Origin of the sequence: Olleya sp. UBA1516, assembly GCF_002323495.1 — a bacterium.
Classification (GTDB): Bacteria; Bacteroidota; Bacteroidia; order Flavobacteriales; family Flavobacteriaceae; genus Olleya.
This window is the reverse complement of sequence record NZ_DCQO01000020.1, coordinates 195678-217722: the sequence shown is the minus strand read 5'-3', so window position 1 is coordinate 217722 and position 22045 is coordinate 195678. Positions and strand designations below refer to the sequence as shown.

The 22045-nt window shown below is 30.6% G+C and carries 18 protein-coding genes; all 18 read left to right on the top strand.

Annotated elements, in window-relative coordinates; genetic code table 11:
* Positions 1-43: 43 nt before the first annotated feature.
* Entirely contained in the window at positions 44-424 is a 381-nt protein-coding gene (locus tag B2989_RS13305) for a response regulator (RefSeq protein WP_145001319.1), read from the top strand.
* A gap of 6 nt (positions 425-430) precedes the next feature.
* Entirely contained in the window at positions 431-4915 is a 4485-nt protein-coding gene (locus B2989_RS13300; protein ID WP_292949317.1) for a sigma 54-interacting transcriptional regulator, read from the top strand.
* A gap of 185 nt (positions 4916-5100) precedes the next feature.
* Positions 5101-5523, top strand: a complete 423-nt coding sequence (locus B2989_RS13295) for a hypothetical protein (protein WP_292949315.1) — start codon at positions 5101-5103, stop codon at positions 5521-5523.
* A 6-nt stretch (positions 5524-5529) separates the two neighbouring features.
* Entirely contained in the window at positions 5530-5946 is a 417-nt protein-coding gene (locus B2989_RS13290) for a hypothetical protein (protein ID WP_292949313.1), read from the top strand.
* Positions 5947-6014: 68 nt separating this feature from the next.
* A complete protein-coding gene (locus B2989_RS13285) occupies positions 6015-7976 on the top strand; it encodes a T9SS type A sorting domain-containing protein (RefSeq protein WP_292949311.1) in 1962 nt (653 codons plus the stop codon).
* A 2-nt stretch (positions 7977-7978) separates the two neighbouring features.
* A complete protein-coding gene (locus B2989_RS13280; RefSeq protein ID WP_292949310.1) occupies positions 7979-9427 on the top strand; it encodes a cell wall anchor protein in 1449 nt (482 codons plus the stop codon).
* A gap of 61 nt (positions 9428-9488) precedes the next feature.
* Entirely contained in the window at positions 9489-10955 is a 1467-nt protein-coding gene (locus B2989_RS13275) for a hypothetical protein (protein ID WP_292949309.1), read from the top strand.
* 235 nt (positions 10956-11190) lie between these two features.
* Positions 11191-11955, top strand: coding sequence for a hypothetical protein (locus B2989_RS13270; RefSeq protein WP_292949308.1), 765 nt, complete (start codon positions 11191-11193; stop codon positions 11953-11955).
* A 181-nt stretch (positions 11956-12136) separates the two neighbouring features.
* Positions 12137-12478 carry a hypothetical protein gene (locus B2989_RS13265; RefSeq protein ID WP_292949305.1) on the top strand — a complete coding sequence of 114 codons (342 nt, stop codon included), beginning with the start codon at positions 12137-12139 and terminating at the stop codon, positions 12476-12478.
* 24 nt (positions 12479-12502) lie between these two features.
* Positions 12503-13591 (top strand): sensor histidine kinase, encoded by a 1089-nt coding sequence (locus B2989_RS13260; protein ID WP_292949302.1) that lies wholly within the window; start codon positions 12503-12505, stop codon positions 13589-13591.
* A 9-nt stretch (positions 13592-13600) separates the two neighbouring features.
* On the top strand, positions 13601-14929 hold the full coding sequence (locus tag B2989_RS13255) for a sigma-54-dependent transcriptional regulator (protein ID WP_292949300.1): 1329 nt from the start codon (positions 13601-13603) through the stop codon (positions 14927-14929).
* Positions 14930-15116: 187 nt separating this feature from the next.
* Positions 15117-15281, top strand: coding sequence for a hypothetical protein (locus B2989_RS13250; protein ID WP_292949298.1), 165 nt, complete (start codon positions 15117-15119; stop codon positions 15279-15281).
* Positions 15282-15456: 175 nt separating this feature from the next.
* Positions 15457-16761: a Glu/Leu/Phe/Val family dehydrogenase gene (locus B2989_RS13245; protein ID WP_292949296.1), complete on the top strand. Its 1305-nt coding sequence runs from the start codon at positions 15457-15459 to the stop codon at positions 16759-16761.
* A 16-nt stretch (positions 16762-16777) separates the two neighbouring features.
* Positions 16778-17197, top strand: a complete 420-nt coding sequence (locus tag B2989_RS13240; RefSeq protein WP_145001342.1) for a GreA/GreB family elongation factor — start codon at positions 16778-16780, stop codon at positions 17195-17197.
* An 11-nt stretch (positions 17198-17208) separates the two neighbouring features.
* The gene (locus tag B2989_RS13235; RefSeq protein WP_292949293.1) at positions 17209-17628 is read left to right on the top strand and encodes a hypothetical protein; all 420 of its coding nucleotides are present in this window, start codon (positions 17209-17211) and stop codon (positions 17626-17628) included.
* Between the two features lie 3 nt (positions 17629-17631).
* Positions 17632-18018, top strand: coding sequence for a hypothetical protein (locus tag B2989_RS13230; protein WP_292949291.1), 387 nt, complete (start codon positions 17632-17634; stop codon positions 18016-18018).
* A gap of 75 nt (positions 18019-18093) precedes the next feature.
* Positions 18094-18924, top strand: coding sequence for a universal stress protein (locus tag B2989_RS13225; RefSeq protein ID WP_292949288.1), 831 nt, complete (start codon positions 18094-18096; stop codon positions 18922-18924).
* Positions 18925-19108: 184 nt separating this feature from the next.
* Positions 19109-21940, top strand: coding sequence for a helix-turn-helix and ligand-binding sensor domain-containing protein (locus tag B2989_RS13220; RefSeq protein ID WP_292949286.1), 2832 nt, complete (start codon positions 19109-19111; stop codon positions 21938-21940).
* The last annotated feature ends 105 nt before the right edge of the window (positions 21941-22045 follow it).

The window sequence follows — 22045 nt, the reverse complement described above, 5'->3', positions numbered from 1 at the left end:
AATATATTTATAAAGCTATTACCATTCTTAATCATCAAAGCCCATGATGCCTACTATTTTAATAATTGAAGATAACAAGCAAAACATGTATATGTTATCTTATTTACTTGAAAAAAATCAATACCAAGTCTTAAAAGCTTACAATGGATCTGAAGGATTAAAATTAGCAAACATAAATAATCCAGAAATAATATTGGTAGACATACAGTTGCCAGACATGGATGGTTATGCAATATGTGAGCAGCTAAGAAATAGTGATTTACCAAAAAATACCACAATCATAGCTGTAACCTCATATGCAATGGAAGGTGATAAAGAAAAAGCGATGCAAGTAGGAGCAGATGGTTATATAGAAAAACCCATAAATCCAGATACATTTATAAACCAAATGCAAGAAATGTATCTTGCAAAAAACCAGAAATAAATAGGTATGAAAACAATTTTGATAGTAGATGATGTTTTTGAAAATCTATATTTATTAAGGGTAATTCTTATACAAGCAGGATATAATGTGGTAGAAGCTAATGACGGTAAAGAAGCATTAGATAAATTAACCGAAAATAGGATAGACTTAATAATTTCTGACATATTAATGCCAGTAATGGATGGTTACATGTTTTGTCAAGCTTGCAAAAAAGATGAAAAATTAAAAGATATCCCGTTTGTATTTTATACCTCTACGTATACTGAAAAGGTAGATGAAGACTTTGCATTAAAATTAGGTGCAGCACGCTTTTTAAGAAAACCAACAGATCCAGATCACATAATAGCTTTAATAAAAAGACTTCTGGATACGTCAAACCAAAAAAATAAAGCAAAAAATAATACCGAGTTTACAGAAGAAGAAGTTTTAAAACTATATAGCAAACGACTTATAAGTAAATTAGAACAAAAAAATTTAGAATTAGAAAAAGAAATAACTGAGCGTAACAAAATAGAGTTAAAACTAACTAATGAAAACGCAATATTAGATTTAATTGCCAATAATACCTCAATTAAAAAGGTGTTTAATCACATTATACATAACTACCAATCCTTACGTCCAGAATTTTATTTATCCATTAGTTTACTTGAAGATGATAAGGAGCATTTAAGACTAATTTCTGCACCAAACTTGCCAAAAGACTACTGTGCTGCGATTAAAAATTTAAAAATTGGCGAGAATGTAGGATCTTGTGGTACGTCTGCATATTTAAAAAAACCAGTCATCGTATCTGATATAAGTACAGATCCGCTTTGGGATAGTTTTAGACATTTAGCAGTTAACCACGATTTAAAATCGTGTTGGTCAATTCCAATACTTTCTGAGAAAAATGAGGTTTTTGGTACCTTTGCAATTTATAGTAGCAGTGTAAAAACACCGACTTTTGAAAACATAAGAGAATTAAACTCTGCAGTAAGCTTAGCAAAAATGGCTATCGTAAAGTTTAATATGGCTGAAGAAGTAAAGAAAAAAGAAGAGTCTTATGAGTCTTTAGTTGAGCAGGCTACAGATGCAATCCTGACCTATACCTATGATGGAGTTATTCATAACTTTAATGAGACAACCTACACAACATTAGGGTATACTAAAAAAGAGTTTTTAAAATTAAAAATTCAAGATTTTATTATTGGAGATGTTATTCAAAATGATATTGTAAGAGACGCTATACTTAAAGGTGAAGCTGTTGTTTTTGATAGACAACTAATATGTAAAGATCAAACAATAATAGATGTAGAGATTTCGGCAAAACTTCAAAAAGATGGCAAAGTTCTAGCTATAGTTCGTGATGTCTCTGAACGTAAAAAAGCAGAAGCCAAATTATTAGAAAGCGAATATAATTTAAAGCAATCTCAAATAGTTGCTAATTTGGGGTCGTATGTTGTTGACTTAACAACAATGACTTGGGAAGGCACTGAGGTTTTGTATCAAATTATAGGCATTGATGAGTCCTATATTAAAACAATAGACAGTTGGGTTGATCTAATTCATACTGAAGATAAAGTAGAAGTGTTAAACTATTTTGACAGCTGCTTAAAAAACAATAAACGATTTAATAAAGAGTATCGCCTTATTCAGTTTAATTCCAAAAAAGAAATTTGGGTACATGGTATAGGTGAATTGTTATTTGATGACGACTCTAACCCTATCAAAATGATAGGGACTATGCAAAATATTACAAATCGAAAAAAAGTAGAATTAAAACTTCAGAAAAATGAAAAATCATTACTAGAAGCTCAAAAAATAGCCAAAATAGGAAGTTACTATTTAGATTTAGAAACCAATTTAGCTCATGTCTCGATAACCTTTAAGGAGATTGCTGGTTTAGAGCAAGAGGATACTATTTCTCGAAAGCTATGGAAGGACATTACGCATCCGGAAGATGCTAAAAAAAACAGTGAAGAAATTGATAAGTGTATAAAAACTGGAGGTGAATTTGATTTGGAATATAGGATTTATTCTCAAAACGATAATAAATTAAAATGGATACACGGTTTAGGAGAAGTGTCTTATCAAAACGGTAAAGCAAAAAGCTTTTTTGGAACCATCCAAGATATAACCGAGCGTAAAACAGCCGAAATCAAAATTCAAGAAAGTGAACACTCCTTGTCAACCGCTCAAAAAATAGCCAAAATAGGAAGTTTTAACCTAGACTTAATAAACTTAATCGCTAAAACCTCGGATACTTTTAATGAAATAGTTGAATATGAAACGGACAAAAAAATATCGTTTGATTTTTGGAAAAATATAGTGCATCCTGATGACAGAGCAATAATAAAAGACGCAGTAATAGAAAGTGAAAAATTAAATAAAAAGTTTGATTTAGAGTATAGAATTATTAGCACCAAAACCAGCCAGATAAAATGGATTCATGGTTTAGGAGAAATCTTTTACGTAGATGATATTCCAACAAGCTTTGTTGGAACAATCCAAGATATAACCGAACGTAAAAAAGCAGAAATAGATTTAAAAATAGCAAACGATTTTACTGAAAGTCTTGTAATGTCTATGCAAGAAGGTTTGCTAATGGTTAATCTTGATGGTACTATCATGAAGGTTAATGAGTCATTATGTGATCTATTAGGATATACCGAAGCGGAACTTCTTGGCATGGATTTACCTTACCCTTTCGCAAGGTCAGAGGATTATGAACTCATGATGGAGATTAAAGATAAAGTAGCAAAAGGCGAAGCTCCTTCATTTCAACTAGAATTTATCAGAAAAAATGGAACCAGGTTTATAGCCTCGTTTTTAGCAGGTATTATTTATAATAATCAAAATGAAGTTATTGCAATATTTGCCACTATAAAAGACATCTCTGAAGACCTAAAAATAAAAGAAACTTTAAAACAAATCGCTTTAAAATCCACGCAGAAAAAAGATGTTATATTAAAATTAGCAAGTCTCATTGGTGAAGATTTAGAGGCTTCCTTAAAAAAGATTGCTATTACATCTGCAGAAGCTTTGCAAGCAGATTTAGTAACCATTTGGGAGTATAAGACGGATAAAACAGAGTTAGTCAGTAAATTGTTTTACAATGCAGAAGATAAAATATTTGATAGTGAAGCATTATTAATTAAAAAAGAAAGCTTCCCCAATTATTTTGAAGCTTTCAAAGATAGGACTAGTATTAACATTAGTAATGTAAGATCTAATCCAATTACAAAAGCTTTTGCTAAACAATTTTTTGAGCCTCTTAATATTTCTTCAAGAATTGATGTTGTAATTTATGGTCAAAATGAACATTACGGTATTTTGAGTTTTGAAACTAAAGCCACTAATAGAACCTTTAATGCAGACGAAGAGAGTTTTGTAACGTCCATTGCTAGTATAATTTCTTTAATGGTAGAAGGTACGCAACGTAAAATTGCAGAAAATAAAATAGCTCTAGCCAATGAAAAACTATTAGAAGTCAATAAGGAGTTAAACGTTTTAAGAAACCAATTAGAGCAAGAAAACGTTTATTTACGTAACGAGCTTGATCTGGTTTTTAACTTTGAAGAGATGGTTTATGGTAGTGTAGAATTTAGTAATGTGTTAAACGAAATAGAAAAAGTTGCACCAACCAATGCTACAGTATTATTATTAGGAGAATCTGGTACAGGTAAAGAGTTGTTGGCTAGAGCTGTGCATAATATAAGTAACAGAAACAGCAAGCCATTAATTAAAGTTAATTGTTCTGCAATACCAAGAGAGTTAATTGAAAGCGAATTGTTTGGTCACAAAAAAGGGTCGTTTACTGGAGCCTTTAGTGACAAAATTGGTAAGTTTGAACTTGCGGATGGAGGTACATTATTTTTAGATGAAATTGGAGAACTACCATTAGACATGCAACCTAAAATTCTAAGATTTTTACAAGAAGGAGAAATTGAAGTCGTTGGTGGATTGGGTTCTAAAAAATTAGATGTACGCGTTATTGCAGCAACCAATAGAAACTTATTGGCAGAGATAGAGAAAAAGCAATTTAGAGAAGATTTATACTTTAGATTAAATGTATTTCCAATTGCGGTTCCAGCCTTAAGAGATCGTAAGGATGATATTCCATTGTTAGTAGAGCATTTTGTAGATAAATTTGGTAAAACTTATGAAAAACAGATCAAATATATATCTGATGATGCAATGTCCCAACTTAAAGCTTACAATTGGCCTGGAAATATTAGAGAGCTTGAAAACTTAATTGAGCGTGCATTAATACTATCTAATAGCGATACTTTAGTTATTCCTGGTTTTGAAACCACTAATCAAAAATCTAAGCAACGCATCAACAGTGTAGACCTAAATTTAGATACAGTTTTACGCAATCATATCTTACAAGTCTTAGAAGATTGTAAATGGAAAATTAGTGGATCTAACAGTGCTTCTGAAGCATTAGGATTAAAACCTAGCACATTACGCGATAAAATGAACAAATTAGGGATACTTAAGCCTAATTAAAATTAACGGTATTCCGTGAGTTGTCTGTTTACATAAAAGTAATACACGGAATACCGACACTTTATTTATTAGTAATAAATCTTTAAAAAATTATAAAACACTGTAAATCAGTGTTTTGTAATTTTTTTTTGCTCAAATATTATTTGTGGCATCCGTATTGGTTTAAACTTTACAAATCAATAGTTATGGACGATGATAAATTAATTGAAAATTTCAAATTTTGGGTAGATCAAGATGTGATCTATTGTAAAGTTTTGAATGATTTAACGGATTTAGATGATAGATATAAAGCAAAAGATATTGAGCATATATTTTTAAATAAAATATTTACTTTATCTAAAGATGTGCATATGCCAATTTTAATTGATTTAAAAGATTTAAATTTTTCTAATGCCATCAAAGCATTTACGTTTTTATCAAAAAATACATTAATTAAATCATTAGTGTTGTCTAAAACATTTTTAGTCAACTCCTATAAATTAAAAATGCTATTAAACATTCAAAGTTTTGTTTGTAATCCTTCACTTCCTGATGTAATTTTTAAAGATGATAAGTCAGCAATACAATATTGCATAGAGGATAACCGAACGTATAACTCATTAAACTAAAAAAACATGAAAAACATCCAAACAGTAGGACATGCTAAATTTTGGAAAGATGATAATAATATTATAAATCTTAAATTTAATAGTATTGAGGACTATTACATTTTTGATTTATCTGCAGCTAAAAAATATGCAAGTATTATAACGGATTTATGTAACGGTAGACCAATGTCTTTTATAATAGACTTAAGAGGGTTTCATGGCACATTTTCTACAGAGGCTGCAAACTTTATAGCTAAATCTAGTGACTTAATTAAATTAAGAATTTCTGAAGCATTTATATTAAATTCAATAGGAACCAAATTATTAATAGCGTCTTATAAAAGAATATACGATCCCTTAACACCTCACATAACTTGTAATGATATTGAGACAGCAACGCAATATTGTATTGAAAATAGCGACCTATACGATAAAGGTAGCTGATGTAAAACAAACTAATAATAACTAACTATTTTTTACTAATCCCTTAATAATCCCCAAACCTACTACTTATGAGAAAAAAATATGTTCTATCTCATTGTCTAATTATTTTTAACCTACTATGTGTTTATTCGCAAATTGTAAACGAAGGTGTTTTGCAAATTTCGAATGCAACAGATGTGTATTTTGAAAATGAATACACAAACAAAGTTAGTGCTACGCTAAGTACTAACGGTAACCTATACCTAAACAATAGTTTTATAAATAATGGAGTAACAACGTCCACTTCAGGGACAACCTATTTTAAAAGCAATACAAACCCATTATTAAGTATTTCTGGATCTTCAAATACAATCAACTTTAATAATCTAGAAGTAGATATTACAGCTGCAAATACTAAAGGATTGTCTGTTTCGGATGGATTTTTATTAAACATTTCTAATGGACTAAATTTGGTAAATGGAGATGTAAGACTAAATGGAGAGTCGCAATTAATACAATCGCACGTTGGATTAGACGCTAATGCAGTTTCCTTAGGAAAAATATTAGTGGATCAACAAGGGTATGCTTCGGCTTATAAATATAATTATTGGACGTCACCTATTAATAATGGCGGAACGTTTTCATTATTATCAGGTATGTATGATGGTACAGATGCTAACATTAATCCTTTTGCACCTTCACAAATAGCATTTATTTCTGGTTCTCCTTATAACGGTTTACCTGCAATCACTGATGTTTCAGGAGAAGTAACAACTCCATTATCCTTAAGTACAATGTGGTTATACAAGTACATACAAGGATCTGGATCGTATTATGACTGGGTAGCGTTAGATCAAAACAGTGCATTAAATCCAGGAGAGGGTTTCTCCATGAAAGGTTCTGGAGCTTCAGGAGCTGATCAAAATTACGTGTTTTATGGTGCGCCTAATAATGGAGAGTATACATTTTCTATTAATGCAGGAGAGGAGTCTTTAATAGGTAATCCATATCCATCTGCTTTAGATACTAACAAGTTTATTTTGGATAACGCTACGGTATTTGATGCATTATATTTTTGGGTTGATGGTGGATCAACATCACATATTTTATCTAATTATTTAGGTGGTTATGCTATTAGAAATTTAACAGGAGGAACTCCACCTTCAGTGTTTTCTACTTTAATAGGAGGATTGGGTTCTGCAGGAAGTATTACTGTGCCAAAAAGATATGCACCAATTGGTCAAGGCTTTTTTATTAAAGCATACGCGTCAGGATCTATAGTGTTTAATAACTCTCAAAGGGACTTTAAAAAAGAGTCAGAAGGAGAGGCTATTTTTTACAGAAATCAAAATGATCAAACAGAAAATCAAGATCAATTTATACGATTAGGTTATGAAGATCCAGAAGGGTTTCATAGGCAATTACTTCTTGGTTTTTTACCAAATTCTACTGCAGATGTAAATTATAATCCAGGTTATGATGCATTACTTAAAATATGCAGAGATGATGAAATGTTTTTTGTAATTGAACAAGATTTAGATAAAAAATATGCAATTCAAGGGGTTGATGCTTTTAGCGATACTATGGAGTTTCCTTTAGGCATATTAATATCAGAAACAGGATTGCATCAAATAATGATTGATGAGGTTGAAAATTTTCAACACACGATTTACTTAAAAGATAATATTCTAAATACAACACATAATTTATCTGATGCTAATTTTAATGTAAACCTGCCTATTGGTAATCACTTAGACAGATACTCTTTAGTATTTATGCCTCAAAACTCATTATCAACAACGGATCAGACGTTGTCTAATCTTACGGTGTTTTATGATGGAAACAAAAATGTAGTAGTTAATAATAAGGATAGAATGCAACTTAAAAACATAACGATATACAATGTTTTAGGGCAAGAAATTTTAAGGTTAAATGATAATATAAATAATTCCAACAGAGTGCAAATTCCTTTTAATCAAAGCCAAGGAATATATTTTGTAAAGGTTGTAACAACAACAGGTGAATTAACTCAAAAAATAATAAACTACTAATTATGAGTATATTAAAACTAAAAATCAGTATAGTGCTAATAGTAGTTTTTATTAGTGTAAATTTTCAGGCAGTAGCTCAAGTTGGGATCGGAACATTATCTCCAGATGCATCTGCTATGTTAGAGGTAAACTCAACAGAAAAAGGGATGTTAGCACCTAGAATGACCTCTGCGCAACGTATAGCAATTTCTAATCCAGCGGAAGGATTATTAGTGTTTGATACAGATATTAATGTGTTTTACTTTTATGATGGCAATGTTTGGACAGCTTTAAAAGCAGAAATCAAACGTAGTAATTATAAGTTAGTTAAAGACATTTCGGACTTAGCAGATGAATTAGTCTCAGGTGGAGGATCAAAATATGTATTAAACGAAAACTACTTGTACGAAATAAACGGAAATATCAACTTTGATTTTCCAGTCGATTTAAATGGTGCTTACGTTAGCGGTCGTGATACAGGTGAAGATGCATTAGTAAATAATTCTGGAGCAACTTTTTTTAGTGGCTCAAAAGGTGGACATTTTAAAGATATTGTCATTCGTGGTAATAACCAGCAAGTCTTTAATATTTCAGGATCTGGAACAGAAAATCTAATAGCCTACAGCTTAGTAATAGTAGGTGCTTCTTCTGTCGGAACATTTAATAATTTAAATACTTTTTACTTTGAAGTTTTACAAGTATTAGGGACTGGAGACGGTATATCAGCTTCAAATATTTCTAATTATTATATGGATAAAGTCTTTTGGACAGACGGAAATAGTGGAACATTTTTGAAGTTTTCAGGTATATTTAGTAACTTACAGATAGCCAATGGTCGCGTAGTCGTAGATTCTGGTGAAACAGGAATAGATGTAAGCAGTAACCCAACTATTAATATTTCTGCATCTATTGCACAAGTAAGTTTTACAGGAGGTGGTAGTAGGTTAAAAGGCTACACAGAAAACACGTACGCAGGCTATAAATTTAATAGCAATTGGGATGTAGACGCAACAGGTTTACAGTTAGAAACGGATGATGCCTCAATTGGAGATATACATTTAGAATCTCCTATTGGTAGTGGTTTTCAAACAGATTTTACATCAATAGGATCTGGAGTACCAACAAAATTAGAAGGCTTATCTTATTCTAATAACTTATTTAGATTTAGTGCGCCAATCAACAATAGATTGGTTTATGATGGAGTAAAAACTAGAAGTTTTCAGATTTCAAGTAGCATTTCCTTCCAAGGTGATAATAATAGTTCCATCTATATTTTTTACATAGCAAAAAACGGAGTTGTTCAAAACGATTCAAAAGTATACAGACAAGTAGGTAGTAATAACGATGTAGGAGCTGTATCTGTTGTTGGGTCTGTAAAGTTAGATCAAGGTGATTATATAGAAGTCTGGGCCGAACGTTATTCTGGTGCAGGAAGTCTACTGTTAGTCTCTTTAAATTTAATAATTAAATAGTTCAACGCGCTACAAATTCAATAATAAAACCGATTTCATAAAATTTTAAAAACTATAAATTATGGATATTTCAAAATTAAAATTAATAACACTTACACTAGCAATATTTGCAGGTGTATCAAGTGTGGCTATTTCCCAAGTTGGTATTGGTACTGTAAACCCAGAAGTATCGTCAATGTTAGATATATCATCCACAGATAAAGGGATGTTAGCACCAAGAATGACATCTGTGCAACGTATAGCAATTTCAAGTCCAGCTAATGGATTATTAGTATATGATACAACCGAAAATTCTTTTTATTTCTACAAATCTAGCGTTTGGTCTAAAATAGATTCAGCAAAACGAAGCATGCATAAATTAATTCAATCTGAAGCAGATTTAGCAGCAGAGCTTGCAGCAGGAGGAGGATCGACTTATCTTTTATCTACAGATACTTTGTACGAAATTAATGGTACAATTGCATTATTGCATCCAATTGATTTAAATAACGCGTACATCGTTGGGTTTGATACAAACGAAGATGTATTATCTAAAGCTGGAGGAACAATGTTTGTTGGATCTACAGGAGGAAGTATTAAAGGGATTTCTTTGACAGCTCCAGGTGGTACTATTTTTAATTTATCGGGAGCAAATACACAAAATTTGATTTTTAGGGATTGTGTAGTGTATGGTTCTGGATCTATTGGTACTGTTAGTGGTTTTGGATTAGCATTTGTAAGTATTGTTCAGTTTGTTGGAAACGGAGCAGGTATCATATACAATAATATTACCAACTTATTATTAAGTAATATGGGATGGTTGTCTTCAAATTCCGGTACTTATGAAACATTTACAGGGACCTTTAATATTATTCAAAAACAAGGTGGTTTTTCAGAGGTTAATGGCTCTGCTATAGGGATTGATGTTTCTAGCAATCCTGCGGTAAGTAATGGTGTTTTAACAGGAGTTAGTTTTAGCGGTACAAGTACTCAATACATTAAGCGTTATGGCACTGGATCGTATACAGGGTTTAATTTTAATAATGCATGGACAGTTGATTGTCCTGGTATACCAGTGGAGTCAGATCAAGTAGCTTCCGGTAATATTTATTTTAATGGAGCAATTACCTCAGGATTTTTACAATCAGTATCAAATAATCTTGAATTTAATTTAAGTGGTAATGGATCTTCTAATTCAACAACAGCGGTTAATTTATTAAGAATGTCTTCTCCGCAAAATAATAGACTACGATATTTAGGTAAAAAAACAAGAACTTTTCAAATAAGTGCATCATTATCAGTAAGAGGTGATATCTCTACTGGAGATTTTTATGGATTTTTTATTAAAAAAAATGGGGCAACGGGAACGACATTGGTAGAAACTAATACGCTTATGCGTGTAAATAACACTTCAGATATTAATAGTCTGTCTATTTCAGGAACAGTTGAGTTAGCTCCTAACGATTATATTGAGATTTGGGGACAGCGATTAGTAGGATCTGGTAGTACCTCAATATCTGTATTTTCTTTAAACCTTAATATCAAGTAATTTATTAATAGTAGTTTTTTAGTTAAGTTAGTAAGGCCTTCTGTTAGTTTTAACAGAAGGTTTTATGTTATTTGTAAATGTAATAACCAGTAATTTTAAGTCTATTATCGCTTAAGTAGTTGGTTGAAAAATTATTTTTTAATTAAATAATCAGGATAATTAATCCAAAAAAATATTGGCTTATCTTGCAGCGTTTTATTTGTAGTTAATACAAGTAATATAAAAAGTTATAAAAATGAATAATAATCGTAATAACGAGGATAAAGTCGTTCAAATTAATAAAGTAATAGATCATTACTTTGCGACTAATACAGATAAAGATTGGATACCAGCAAAAGATATCATGTCTGATTTAATAAAAGCAGGTGTTTTTGTAAAAGATCAAAAAAAAGGATTACCACTTAGAAAAATCCTGAGAGTATTAGATAAAGAGGACAACCTAAAAGCAATACCAAGGGTACATCCAGAACGTGCTGAAGCAGCTACCTATTGGTACTTTTTAAGAGAAGGTGCTACATTTCCGGAAAACGAAAATATTAGTACAGTTTCAAAAAAAGATGTTGCTAAAGCTAAACGCGAAAGTACAGACGAGTTTTACATCATTAATTTATGTGATGAGGTTTTAAAGGAAGAAGCATCACGTAAGCATACCTTTGCTTGGTTGTTTGGAGATATGCATAAAAAAGGTAAAACAAGAACATTGTTACCTGTAGCTGCTTTTTATAAAGACGCTAATTTAGTAATTGAATTTGCTGAAAAGAAAAATAAAACCGAAGCGCAATTAGAAAAATTAGAAGCGTTAACCACAAGTGGTATCACTAGAGGTCAACAAATAGAAAAGTATAATCACAGAAGAAAAGAAATGATTTCTAAAAAAGATATCAATTTAGTAACCATTGATTACACTTTATTTGAAACGGATAACAAAGGAAAATTAAAACGCAACACTACAGAGGATGTCGCATTACTTAAAAAAATCCTGAAAAATTATATTCAGTAAAAGCGGTTTTAAATAATACATTTAAAAAGGTCTAATCTAATACTTATAGGTTAGACCTTTTTTGTTTTCTGTTATTAATAGTTTTAATTCAAATCAAGTTTAAAAGTTAAAGTAGTATGTCAAATAAACAGTTTATTATATTTTTAGATGGTTGTTGTAATAAATAAAAAGTCACTACAAAATGTCAAATAGTATAATTGAGATTAAACGAATAAAGCAATACGCTAATAAAGCTAGAGCAATCGAAATTTATATAAATAACAAAAAAATAGACACTATTAGAGATGGAGAAACCAAATCTTTTCAAGTGGATCCTATTCAAAATGAAGTATATGCAAAAATTGATTGGTGCAAAACAAAACCAATTAAAATTAACACAAAAGAAAACGCTATATCAAAACTAGAATTAGGCTCAAATCTATCTGGCTTTAAATTATTGTTTGCTTTTTATTACGTGATTTTTAAAACGTCAGAATATCTATATTTAAAAAAAATAGAAGTTGATACTCAAAACGTAAATTAAATAATTGCTTTAAAATTAATGTCAATGAATACCACTGAAAAAGCATTAAAAGAACGTATTAAGGAGTTAACTTGTCTTTATGAGGTATCTTCAATAATAGGAAATGCAAACGAAGAGCTAATCGAAGATACTTTGCAAGCCATAGTGTTTAGTATCAAAAAAGGATTTCAGTATCCTAAAAAAACAAACATTCAGATTCACACTGAAAATAATAGCATTTCAACCGCTAATGCTATAAAAAGCACCATTAGTATTCAATCTAAAATAAAATTATTTAATGAAGAAAAAGGGCAGTTAATTGCCTATTTAAATCCAGAACAGTATTCCCAAAAGGATTTTTTAAACGAAGAGCAATTACTGTTAGATAATATAGCTTTAAAAATAGGAAGTTTTCTAGAACGTATCGAAATTCAGAAAAACGAAACATCTTTGAAACGTCAGATGGAACATGCAGACCGTTTAAGTATTTTAGGCGAAATAACAGCTGGAATAGCCCACGAGTTAAATACACCTTTGGCTAATATTTTAGGCTTTGCAGAGCTGCTAAAAGAGGATTTTAAAACAGATAAAAATGCCTCTCTGGATATAGATAAGATTATTAAAAACGCCATATTTTCTAGAGAAGTAGTTAAAAAATTAATGTTTTTTGCTTGCGAAATGCCTCAGGAAATGAAAGAAGTAAATTTGGTGCCTAACATTAAAAGTGCCATAAATTTATTAGATGCTACTTTTAGAAAAGAAGAGGTCAAATACATTGTTAAAATAGAAGAAGAAAACTTATTACTGCGCGCAGATCCAATACAATTAACCCAAATTATTTTTAATCTTCTAATTAATGCTATTTATTTTTCACCTAAACAAGGGTTGGTCACTATTGAGGCTAAAACCAGTAAAAAAGCAATTGTTTTAAAAATTAAAGATGAAGGTAAAGGTGTTAATCAAGCAGATTTAGATAAAATTTTTCAACCCTTTTTTACCACCAAACCTATAGGTGACGGTTCTGGATTAGGACTAAGTGTTGTCCATGGTATTGTGGCATCGCATAAAGGAACTATTACCGCAAAAAATAATAAAAATAAAGGCGTTACCTTTACCATAACACTCCCAAAATAATATTTTCTAATGCAATTACGTAAAGAAAACATACTTATAGTTGACGACGATATTAATATACTTGAGTTATTACAACGTCATTTACAATCTTGGAATTATCATGTGTTTAAAGCGGTTTCTGTTAAAGAAGCGGTTAGTATTTTAAGGGATTCGACTATAGATTTATTAATTACCGATCTAAAAATGCCCGAGTTGGATGGCTCAGAGCTTATTAAATTTGTGTCAGAGCATTATCCTAAATTACCTAAATTAGTGGTTACAGGTTATCCCTCGGTTCAGGATTCGTTGGCAGCCATAAAATCAGGTGTAGTAGATTATTTAACCAAACCATTTACTAAAGACGAGCTTAAAATGGCGTTGGATAAATATTTGGTAAATGCAGATAATCTAGCACAATCATCTAAAAATTCAGTAATTAATAATAATAAGCCTTACGGCGAAATTATAGGTCATTCCGACAAAATTAATACTGTAATTCAAGTTATTGAACGTGTTAAAAACAACAAAGCAACAGTTTTTATTAAAGGTGAAAGCGGTACAGGTAAGGAGCTTGTCGCACGTGCCATCCATTATCAAGGTAAGTTTTCTAAAGCGCCTTTTGTTGCAGTAAATTGTGGTGGAATACCAGAAAATTTACTTGAAGCAGAGCTATTTGGATATTTAAAAGGTGCGTTTACAGGAGCAGAAACTAATCGCGAAGGTTTTTTTCAAGCAGCAAATGGAGGTACTATTTTTCTAGACGAAATTGGTAATGCTTCATTAACTGTGCAATCTAGATTACTACGTGTTTTACAAGAAAAAGAAGTGGTAAAAGTAGGATCTACAAAAGCTGAAAAAGTAGATTTACGTATAATTGCGGCAACCAATAGTGATTTACGAGACATGATTCAAAAACAAAATTTTAGGGAAGATTTGTATTACAGATTAACAGTGGTAGAGATAGATGTGGCTCCTTTAAGACAGCGCAAAGACGATATTAAATTATTGGTTGACAAGTTTTTATTTAAATATGGCGTCGAGTATAAAGATGGTTATGTAAAAATAACTGCAGATGCTTTAAAAATATTAGAGCGTTACGATTGGCCAGGAAATATTAGAGAACTTGAAAACATTATACAACGTGCAGTGATATTAAGCGATAAAACCGTTGACGTTAGTCATTTACCAGAGCATTTAAAGTATGCAATACAACACACTTCAGACACCTTACAACCTTTAAAAGTTATTGAAAAGCAATACATAAAAAAAGTATTAAGAGCTACTGGAAACAATAAAACTAAAGCTGCCAAAATTCTTCAAATAGACAGAAAAACAATTCGTCAAAAATTATCTGAATAAGCTTTTTAAAACTGGTGCAATTTTACCCAGTTGGGGAATTATGTACCACTCGTTATTTTATATTTTAAACTATATTATTCTATAAACCCTTTATTTTAAAGGGTTTTTTGCATTTGTAGCAGTAAGTGCATTTCCTTTGGCACAAGCATTGCAAATTGGTGTATAATCGATTATAAATTTTACACCTATGAGTCATTTTAATATTTGCCCAGATTGTATCCATCGCAATTCTTGCGTATTGACAACCCAAAAAGATAACGTTTGGTCTTGTAGCGAGTTTGATGCCTTTAAACCAAACCAACCAACTTTACAACAAGTAAAACAACCAGAACAAGAGTTAGTTTTAGTTTAATCATTTAATAATAAAAGCTATGTTTTTCAACACAATAGTTTCAGTATTTGGCAGTAAAAATTCTTTAGAAAAAAAATCTAATAAAAGCCAAGCTAGAGATAAGTATATCTCACAAAAATATCACGAAAGATCAATAATCAATCGCTATTTCAAATAAAATAATAAACACTTTACAATGACAACAGTAACAGCAGATTTGAAAAAAGTAACAAAAAAAGTACCTGTAAGAGGTATGATGGATAATGTAATGGAGCAGTTTAACAGTGCTGCAGACCATATTAATTTACATCCAAATATTAGAAAAATATTAAGCATTACTAACAACGAGATTTTAGTCAACTTTCCGGTAAAAATGGATAATGGAGACGTCGAGATTTTTACAGGTTATAGAGTGCAACATAATAATGCATTAGGACCATATAAAGGAGGTTTACGTTACCATCCAACAGTGGATATTGATGCTGCTAGAGCATTAGCGATGTGGATGACCTGGAAAACATCATTAGCAGGTTTGCCATATGGTGGAGGTAAAGGTGGTATTAAAATAGATCCTTCAAAATATTCGCAATCAGAGTTAGAGCGTATTACACGACGTTTTACGTTTGCGTTAGCGGATAATATTGGGCCAGAGCATGATATTCCTGCTCCAGATGTTAACACTAGTAGTCAAACTATGGCATGGATTGCAGATACTTACATGAGTACGCGTCCACCAGCAGAACGTACTGCAAATCAACATGTAGTAACAGGTAAGCCTGATGCAAGTGGCGGATTAGAAGGACGTGACAGAGCAACAGGTTATGGTGTGTATTTGTCCATTAAATTTTGGGCAGAAAAAAGCAATACTAGTTTAGTTGGTAAAAAGTTTATTGTTCAGGGATTTGGTAATGTTGGCTACTGGGCAGCTCATTTTTTAGAAAAAGATGGTGCAAAATTAGTAGCAGTACAAGATGCTTCTGGAAGTATTCAAAATCAAAATGGTATCAAGGTTGAAGACTTATTTAAATACAGTCAAATTAACGATGGTAGTATTGTAAACTTTCCAGACTCTAAAACAGTAGATAGCAATAAGTTTTTTGCTTTGGATTGTGATATCTGTATTCCTGCTGCCTTAGGAAACCAAATTACTAAAGAAAATGCACCAAAAATTAAAGCAAAATTAATTGCAGAAGGTGCTAATGGACCAACAAATGTTGAAGGCGAAAAGATTTTATTAGAAAGAGGTATTACAATTATACCTGATATTTTATGTAATTCTGGAGGTGTTGTAGGTAGTTATTTTGAGTGGTTACAAAACCGAAATGGAGAGATTTGGCAATTGGACGAGGTGATGGCCAAATTGGATAAAAAAATGAATGAATCTTTTAATAAAGTGTTTGATTATGCTATAAATGAAACTGTGGATTTACGTACAGCTGCATTTTGTATAGCCATACAACGTATAGAAAAAGCATACATACAAAGAGGGATTTTTCCTTGATTTTAAAACAAAGAAGATGAAGTACGGAAGTTTAATATTAGAAAAAAAAGAGTATGTGTACCTAAAACGCATACTCAATATTTCGGGTTATGGAGATGATACAAGCGTCACTAAATCTTTAGTAAAGTTATCAGAAGAGTTAAAGACTGCACAAATTGTAAATGACGACCAAGTACCAGAGGATATAGTACGTTTTAATAGTATAGTGACTATAGCGTCGGATAATGGTTGGGAAAAAGAATTACAAGTGGTTATACCAATGGACAAAAACGTGGCACTTAACAAAGTGTCCGTTTTAGCTCCAATGGGAGCAGCGCTTTTAGGCTATTCTAAAAATGATACAATTGATTGGGATTTTCCTGGTGGAGCACAAAAAATTAAGATTATTGATGTCCAAAAGCAAGAGAATTTAAAAGGTGTTGATATAAATATTTAAAACAGATTATTATGAAAACAGAAAACATACAAATTTTTGATCATGATACTAATGTAGATGTGACACATAAAATTAATACAATGGAGCTAGACAATTGGATTAATCATTTAAAGTACATAAAAAAAGAACTGTCTAACCTTATCAATATTTGTAAAAACGAATTAAAAGATAAGTTAGATGACAAAAGTGTAGCAAATAAATTTGAGAAAAAAGAGATAGAAAACGAAACGCTTTTAAACGCCTTAAATACCTATTCTAAATCAAGGTTAAATATCATCGAGTGTGAAGACACGCAATGTGATATGATATACATCACAGAGCATGAAAGTTATAGACGCAGCTACCTGTATCATTTAGATAAATACAGAAGACTTAAGGACGAGTTTTTTAATAAAGTACAAGGTAAATTCACGCTTTTAAAAGTTAATTAATAATTGAATACAGCTTCAGCCTATAAAATAGAGACGCACAGACGCGTGTGCTTAGTTAAAGATTGTAAGGAGGCCAATCATTGGATTTCTGTACTAGAATTAGCGGTTAAAGAGTTTGAACATTTTTATGTTATAGAAAAACAACTAATAAAAAATATAGAGACATCTAATAATATGTTGGCTTTACGCAGAAAATTTACCTTAAGCATGGCTGATTTTTGCAAATATGAACAAGAGATTATAAATGAAATAGAATACGGAAAGACAGAATATAATGATAGTCGTGCCAAGGTGCACGAATTAAAAAGGCAGCAGTATATCCAAATTTTAAAAGAGCTTCATGACTTTAGAATTAGGTTTTATACTATGCTAGCAAGGTATAAAAGGTAGCTAAAGTAACGGTAGTTATTTAAACGTTAACTCAGTTAAAAGTATAGGCTAAATATTAATTTAAAATGTAATAAGATGAAAAAAATATTGATTCCAACAGATTTTACTTTAAATAGTTTTCAAACTATAGATTATGTTATAAAACTATTTAAAAACGAAACCTGCGACTTTTATTTTTTAAATACTTATTCATACAATGTTAATGGTTTAGATGCTATACAAATGCTTCAAGCAGACGACGATTGGTTTGATAAGCCTAAACAGAATGCACTAAAGCAATTAGGTAAACTAGTTGAGCGCTACACTTTAAATTGTACAGCATTAAATCATCAGTTTTTTGCAATATCTGACTGTTCTGATTTAGTATTAAGCATTCAAAAAAACATTAAACAGTTAAGTATAGATCTGGTTATTTTGACAAGTAAAAAGGAACAAAATCTAGGAAAAATAACACAAAATATAGTCGAAAAAATTAGATGTTGTCCAGTATTAATAGTGCCTCCACATGCTTCAGCAAGTAATAAGATTAATATAACTATTGCCTCAGATTTTAAACAGCAAATAAATACGCGTCAAATAGACAAGTTTTTAAATATTTTAGAAAACACCAATTTAGAAATTACAGTTTTAATCTTAGCAAAACAAAATGCTATAAGCGATTGCGCATCTAACAATTTAGAGACTATGCTAGGATATCTAAAAGAAATTTCAGGACATACAGCAACATTACACTACACAGCGTCTTCTTATAATTTAAAGGCTTATGCGCAATCGCATTTAGATGGTATTATGTGTATAATTGATAAAAAACCGCATTTATTAAGAAAAATGGGAGTGTTTAAATCAGACATTTTTTCAACTTTAAAACAACTGCATACTAACACTGTGTTAACTGTTCACCAATAAAAATTTTGTTATGAGTAACCGAAAATTTAATGGTCTTATCATTGTAATTACAATCATAATTATTACAATATTATCTTTAATGGTACCACCACCAATTATGTAAAAGCAATTTTAATAGCACATAAGCAAAAGTATAGTTTAATTACGTAGTATAATTTAACCATACAAAGTTGTATATTGCTTAATGCTTAAATTTAATCCTAATAATTGGTATAACTTTAGTAAACCCTTAGTTTTACTAGGTTTGTTTATGTTGTTTGCAAAATCTGTAGCACAAGATTTACCTCCTATACAATATTTTTCTCCCAAACAATACCATGCCGAAAATCAAAATTGGGAAATTACCCAATGTAAGAGCAAACATATTTATGTCGCAAATTCTAAAGGATTATTAGAGTTTAATGGTTCAGAATGGATTTTATATCCATCACCAAATCAAACCATTATAAGATCTGTTAATGTTGTTAGTGATAAGGTGTATACAGGTAGTTATATGGAGTTTGGTTATTGGACCAGAACAGATGTTGGCGATTTAAAATACACCTCACTTTCTAAAAAAATTAGAAGTACTTTATTGGAGGACGAGCAATTTTGGAAAATAACTCATTTAGATGATTGGATATTGTTTCAATCGCTCAGTCGCATTTATATTTATAACACTAAAACCGATAAATTTAATATTACAGAATCTAAAGCTGGTATAATCAAGATGTTTAAGGTTGATAATAGCATTTATTATCAGGATAGAATAGAAGGATTATTAAAATTAGAAAATGGACAACCTAAAGCTATTTTACAATCTAATTATTTTAAAAATAAGATAATAGCTGGTGTTTATACATTAAAAAACAATTTGCTTGTTGTTACTCAAAACCATGGGATTGTAACAATAAAAAACAATACAGTACAAGACTGGAATGCTAATTTAAACTCACAATTAAAAGATTATCGCATATACAGTAGCCTGCAATTAAATGACGATAGCTTAACTCTAGGGACTATCTCTAACGGAATTATACAAATTGATGCTAACGGTAATATTTTTCAAAAAATTAGCCAAGCCAATGGATTAGGCAATAATACTGTATTGTCAATATTTCAGGATATAGAAAGTAATATTTGGCTAGCTTTAGACAATGGTATAAACTGTGTAAATATTAACTCTCCTTTCAGAATATTTAACGATGATCATGGTGTTTTGGGTACTGTTTATACCTCTTTAATTTATGACAATACGTTGTATTTAGGTACTAATCAAGGATTGTTTTATAAAAAAGCAGATCAAACAGCGTTTAAACCTGTAGTCAATACTAATGGTCAAGTATGGAGTCTTAAAATTATTGATAACCAATTGTTTTGCGGTCATAATTCTGGCACATTTATAATTAATAACAATGTAGCAAATCGTATTGCATCAGTGGAAGGTACTTGGGATATTAAAACAATTAGTGATAATCCAAACTTATTAATACAGGGTAATTATAATGGTCTTAATATTTTAGAAAAAAAAGCAGGTTTTTGGCAATTTAGAAACAAGATTGAAGGATTTAATAATTCGTCTAGATTTTTTGTATTTTCTAAAAAGGATGAAATATTAGTAAATCATGAGTACAAAGGTGTTTTTAAAATTAAAATAGATTCGGATTACAGAACTACAACACAAATTTCTAAAATTGAAACTTTAGAAAAAGGCTTATTTTCTTCATTAACAACAAGTAACAACACGTTGTATTATGCAACAGATAAAGGTGTTTTTAAAAAGCACCTAGAGGATAATACATTTGTTAAAGACACTGTTTTAAGCAAAATTTATAAAACGCAAGGCTATTCTTCGGGTAAAATTATTACAGATCAGGCAAATAATGCACTATGGTTAATTACTAAAAAAGGGATTAATTACGTAAGTCCAGGTAAATTAAGCACAACGCCAGATATTTCCTTTATAGCGTTGCCAAGTTCGCTTAGGGAAGGTTTATCAGGTTACGAAAGCATCTTTAACCTAAAACCTAATTTATATCTATTTGGGACTTCTAAAGGTTATATAACTTTAAATCTTTCTAAAATAAAACCTAAAACGTATCAAGTTGAAATTAATACAATAAATAAAACACCGCTTCAAAAGTCTAAACAGTTAATTAGCTTAAAAGATGAAATTATTTTTAAAAATAAAGAGAATAACATCGAAATTAAATACAGTGTTGCAGAGTATGATAAATATTTAGAAGCTGAATATTCGCATAAACTAGATGGGTTATATAATGATTGGAGTAGTTGGAATACTAATGCAGAAGTATTATATAAAAATTTACCCTATGGCGAATACACTTTTATTGTAAAAGCCAGAGTAGGAGGTGTAGAGGTGACTAATCAAGATAGTTTTACATTTACAATAGATAAGCCTTGGTTTTTATCCAACATTATGATAATGGTCTATTGTGTGATAGGTTTCATTAGTATTCTTTTAATAAATTATTTTTATAAACTGTATTACAGAAAGCAAAAAGAAAAACTAGTCCTAAAATCAAAACGTGAGTTAGAGCTTAAAGATTTAGAGACTAAACAACAATTAATGGCTTTAAATAATGATAAATTAAGACAAGAAATTGACAATAAAAACCGAGAATTAGCAATTTCTACCATGAGCTTGATTAAAAAGAACGAATTTTTAAATACAATCAAAAGCGAGCTAAATGAAAAAGTAGAGAGTGCTAATCTAAAATCTGTAATTAGGATTATTGATAAAAATATTAATAATAAAGATGACTGGAATTTGTTTGAAGAAGCATTTAATAATGCAGATAAAGATTTTCTTAAAAAGGTAAAAACCAAACATCCAGCATTGACATCTAACGATTTAAGATTGTGTGCTTATCTAAGATTAAATTTATCATCAAAAGAGATTGCTCCTTTACTTAATATATCTCCAAGAAGTGTAGAGGTCAAACGATATCGTTTGCGTAAAAAGATGGAATTAGAGCATGATGTTAATTTGACAGACTACATCTTAAGTATTTAATAACACTACAATTAGTTAAAATACCTATACATTACCACAACAAATCTATTTTTACTTGTAATAATGGGCTTTCATAATATAAATGTTAAAATAAGGTTAATGCTT

What these genes read in the sequence shown, in the direction of transcription:
- B2989_RS13270 (WP_292949308.1), top strand. Translation starts at nt 11,191, where the DNA reads ATGAATAATAATCGTAATAACGAGGATAAAGTCGTTCAAATTAATAAA.
- B2989_RS13260 (WP_292949302.1), top strand. Translation starts at nt 12,503, where the DNA reads ATGAATACCACTGAAAAAGCATTAAAAGAACGTATTAAGGAGTTAACT.
- B2989_RS13250 (WP_292949298.1), top strand. Translation starts at nt 15,117, where the DNA reads ATGAGTCATTTTAATATTTGCCCAGATTGTATCCATCGCAATTCTTGC.
- B2989_RS13255 (WP_292949300.1), top strand. Translation starts at nt 13,601, where the DNA reads ATGCAATTACGTAAAGAAAACATACTTATAGTTGACGACGATATTAAT.
- B2989_RS13290 (WP_292949313.1), top strand. Translation starts at nt 5,530, where the DNA reads ATGAAAAACATCCAAACAGTAGGACATGCTAAATTTTGGAAAGATGAT.
- B2989_RS13280 (WP_292949310.1), top strand. Translation starts at nt 7,979, where the DNA reads ATGAGTATATTAAAACTAAAAATCAGTATAGTGCTAATAGTAGTTTTT.
- B2989_RS13275 (WP_292949309.1), top strand. Translation starts at nt 9,489, where the DNA reads ATGGATATTTCAAAATTAAAATTAATAACACTTACACTAGCAATATTT.
- B2989_RS13225 (WP_292949288.1), top strand. Translation starts at nt 18,094, where the DNA reads ATGAAAAAAATATTGATTCCAACAGATTTTACTTTAAATAGTTTTCAA.
- B2989_RS13305 (WP_145001319.1), top strand. Translation starts at nt 44, where the DNA reads ATGATGCCTACTATTTTAATAATTGAAGATAACAAGCAAAACATGTAT.
- B2989_RS13235 (WP_292949293.1), top strand. Translation starts at nt 17,209, where the DNA reads ATGAAAACAGAAAACATACAAATTTTTGATCATGATACTAATGTAGAT.
- B2989_RS13220 (WP_292949286.1), top strand. Translation starts at nt 19,109, where the DNA reads ATGCTTAAATTTAATCCTAATAATTGGTATAACTTTAGTAAACCCTTA.
- B2989_RS13300 (WP_292949317.1), top strand. Translation starts at nt 431, where the DNA reads ATGAAAACAATTTTGATAGTAGATGATGTTTTTGAAAATCTATATTTA.
- B2989_RS13240 (WP_145001342.1), top strand. Translation starts at nt 16,778, where the DNA reads ATGAAGTACGGAAGTTTAATATTAGAAAAAAAAGAGTATGTGTACCTA.
- B2989_RS13295 (WP_292949315.1), top strand. Translation starts at nt 5,101, where the DNA reads ATGGACGATGATAAATTAATTGAAAATTTCAAATTTTGGGTAGATCAA.
- B2989_RS13245 (WP_292949296.1), top strand. Translation starts at nt 15,457, where the DNA reads ATGACAACAGTAACAGCAGATTTGAAAAAAGTAACAAAAAAAGTACCT.
- B2989_RS13285 (WP_292949311.1), top strand. Translation starts at nt 6,015, where the DNA reads ATGAGAAAAAAATATGTTCTATCTCATTGTCTAATTATTTTTAACCTA.
- B2989_RS13265 (WP_292949305.1), top strand. Translation starts at nt 12,137, where the DNA reads ATGTCAAATAGTATAATTGAGATTAAACGAATAAAGCAATACGCTAAT.